A 3,835-nucleotide genomic window follows, 5' to 3' on the forward strand; every position below is an offset into this window, starting at 1 on the left:
TTTTATGCTGTATTCTTAACTACTTCATGATGTTTTTGCTTTGCTGCTAATAGGAGAAGAGCACTCACAAGAAGGATGGCGCTTGTGATATAAAATACCGCTGAGAAACCAAAGTAGCCTGAAACAAATCCACCCATCATTGGTCCGATAATATTCCCAAAAAAGCGTAGGCTCGTATTATAGCCTAATACTTCTCCTTGCATAGCTATGGGGGCTTCCTGGCGAATATACGCCACTCTAACGGGAATAATTCCGCCAATCGCTATACCAAGCGCAAAGCGGATGAATACGAGCTGCCAGAAATTCGTAACAAAGGCCCCAGGTAAATAAAAGATGGCCGCTAAAAATAGGAGGGTAATTAGTATTTTAATATAACCAAAGCGATCGCCTACTTTTCCCCATTGCCTTGCCATCATTAAGTTGCCAAGTCCAGCGGCAGAAAAGGCAATGCCAGAAAATAGTGCCAAATTTTCTTGTCCGTGGAGTTCACTGACATATAGGGATAGAATCGGTTGAATACTAAAATGTGCAATTTGAATAAGGGTTGAAATAAGCAGAACATTTAATAAAACAGGATGCTGTGTTATATGCCTAATAACTTCCTTGCTGGAATAATTCGTTTTGGCCCCTTTTTTATCCTGCATTCGATATTCTTTCGTTGCAATGACTAATAAAGCTGAGATAATGATTGCAATTGACGTCCATCTAAAGGTTGTTGCATATCCAACCGTATCAGCCAGAACTCCCCCAAGCAGAGGGCCGAATAACTGTCCGGTGATACTACCGGTCTGTAAGGTGCCCAGCCTCGTTCCTGCGATTTCTTTGGGGGTCTGAGTTGAGAAATTTGGAACGAAACGAAAATATGTGGATGTGTAGAGCCTGTATATTCCGTGCACTGGAATGCTCTTTAGACATATTAATACCAGTTTTGAAGAACTTGGTGCCCGTGACCATCACACAACCGTAAATACATGCTTTATGAAAAAATATCAAAGTTTCTATAAAATGTTTCACAGTTCCAGCAGCGACTGAGGCTGTACAACAAAATAATTTTAGCTACCGACAATAAATACGTATTTTCACTTTGGTGTCATATTCTATGGTATACTGAAATGATGGCCTTTTTTGCATTTGCCCTGTCAAGTAATATTTTTTTCTTAATTTTCATGGGATGATTATGGGGAATAATTGTGATAGGGTGTTACTGCTAATATATTTTGATAGAAAATTAGGGGTCTAGTTGTCTGCCTATAAATTTTTTTTATTTATAAATCAATTTAGTGAATCACAATTTGGGTGTTAAAATATTACGGTTCTAAAGAACTGCTATTTATAACATATTTTAAAATGGAAGTGGTGAATTACATGCTTACAGAAACTTTGCCGCAAGGGCAATACCTGAAAAGAAGTAAAGCACTTACTCGTCAATTTAAGCATTCTAATTTATGGATAAACGAACAAAAGAAAGCATCACTAAATAGAATTTATAAGTATATCTTGAATCATACGGATGTTAATTTTCTTGAAAACATTACAGGAGAAATCCTAATTAATTACATTCGTTTCCATAAAAGCCTAAACTTTCGAGTTGTTTCTTTTCAGAATTCCATAACAGATGTTAAAACATTTATTAAATTTGTGAACCGATATCACTTTAGTTACCAGCCGATTATTAATTTATCTATATCAAACTATTCTTTATGGATGAAACTATAGGGTGGAATCTTGAATCACTAAATCGAAGTTCTGGAATATAGATTAATCTTAGGGGCTACCTTATTTTTTCCGATATTTATATTTGGACTATATATGCTTATGACTGTGGTAAAATAACCATCTTCACAGGCGTTCTAATAATGTATTTTCTAATATACAGAACTTCTCACCATTTCTTAATTGTATCTTGGACGGGGAAGTCATCACTCTTGATTACGAACAGAATTCATCCGTCCTCTGTTTCGACAATCTTATGACTCTTTCAAAGAAAGGATTCATGCGAAGCACAAACTTTGAAAAATCCATATTGCCTTAATTAATAAAGCTGTCCTCTTAACATCTATAATAGGTCAGCTTTATTTTTGTGTATTTTTACATTCTTCAAACACTTTTTTATCTCAATCTAGTATTTAGATAGTCCACTATGCCAATATCTTTACCCTCTCTAATAAAATTATTTTTCTCTTGCTATGACCTTATTCATAGAGGTATAATTTATGTCTCTAGTTAAAAAGTAACATTACATATGTATAAAACCATAAGATTATACATTTTGGTTTGGGGTTTGGAGCTATTATGAAGTATGAACCAAATTGAGGCGTACATATTATTTAATGCATTTCTCTACTAGTCCGGTAATATCTCAATCTTAGAAGTTACTTAAAAATATTTTAAATATCCAAAAAATTTTTGCTTGATCCAAAACTATTTTATATGGAGTGTTAATGTTGAAGGTTTTTTTAGATTTAAAATTAGGTACAAAAATTAATTTATTAGTAATAACTATTATTCTTATCTTGTCAGCTATTGTAGGTGCGATTGTTCACTATCAAATTACAAAGGGGATAGAGGAATTTGCAATAGAAAAGGCAAAAGGAGATCTCAACCTATCTTATCGATATTTGGATAGTAAATATCCAGGTGAATGGGAAAGAAAAGGGGATGAACTGTATAAAGGTTCAATTCCCATTAATGAAAATTATGTTATCGTTGACGAGATTGGAGAAGACACTGGAGATACAGTAACCATTTTCTTAGAAGATACTCGAGTATCTACCAATGTTATAGTAAATAATGAACGTGCTATTGGAACACAGGCTTCAAATGAAGTTGTGGAGTCGGTTATAAAAAATGGAGAAACCTATTTCGGAGAGGCTCATGTAGCCGGTAACGTCTATCAAACTGCTTACATGCCTTTATTAGATCAAAACAATAATCCTATTGGAATGTTTTATGTAGGAGCCCCGCAAAGCATAATTGAAAAAATTTTAAAAAGCTTTTTAGTAACATTCTTAATCGTTCTCGCTGTAGTCATTTCCCTGTCAACTTTAGTAGTTATCCTATTTACATTAACTATAAAGAAGAGACTTCATGCCGTTACAAATGCTCTTGAATTAGCAGGTAAGGGTGATTTTACAGCTAAAGTAAAGGATCATTCTCGTGATGAATTAGGAGAATTAACCAAGAGCTATAACCTTATGGCTATGAATCTGAAAGACATGATGAATAAGGTCATACTAGCCTCAGAACAAGTGGCTTCTTCTTCCGAGGAATTAACTGCTAATGCTGAGCAAACGAGTAGAGCAACAGAATCAATTACCGAATCTATTCAGCAAGTAGCAAATGGAGCTGAACATTCAACTGCTAGTGTCGAAGAGAGCGCGAGTTCATTAGATGAAGTAGCTACACAGGTGCAAACACTAGCTGAAAATGCAGCTTTCATTTCAGAAGTGAGTTCGCAAGCTACTCAAAAAGCACAAGAAGGCGGAGAATTTGTTGATAAAACCGTGAAACAAATTAACTCTATCAGCCAGTCCGTATCTGAAAGTGGAGAAGTACTTAAATCCCTAGAAAGACGTTCGCAAGAAATTGGTGATATCTCTGGTGTTATTTCCGCTATAGCAGAGCAAACGAATTTATTAGCGTTGAATGCAGCGATTGAAGCAGCAAGAGCAGGTGAGCACGGGAAGGGATTTGCTGTTGTTGCGGACGAAGTGAGAAAATTAGCTGAACAATCACGATCGTCTTCTTCCCAAATTTCAAATTTAATTTCTGAAATTCAACATGATATGATTCGATCTAATAACTCAATGGAACAAGTCACATATGATGTTCAAGA

1 protein-coding gene and 1 pseudogene are annotated in these 3,835 nt (G+C 35.2%); one reads left to right on the plus strand and one right to left on the minus strand.

Annotated features, from left to right (window positions below; all coding sequences use genetic code 11):
• Window positions 1–2: 2 nt before the first annotated feature.
• Window positions 3–842, minus strand: a pseudogene (locus CZ487_RS28130) (MFS transporter); the annotation flags it as partial.
• A 1,599-nt stretch (window positions 843–2,441) separates the two neighbouring features.
• On the opposite strand from CZ487_RS28130, the gene CZ487_RS28135 reads away from it, so the two are divergent.
• Window positions 2,442–3,835, plus strand: a 1,394-nt coding sequence (locus CZ487_RS28135; RefSeq protein ID WP_077210822.1) for a methyl-accepting chemotaxis protein, incomplete at its 3' end; no start/stop codon positions are given.

This window comes from Robertmurraya dakarensis (assembly GCF_900156875.1).
Classification (GTDB): domain Bacteria; phylum Bacillota; class Bacilli; order Bacillales; family Cytobacillaceae; genus Robertmurraya; species Robertmurraya dakarensis.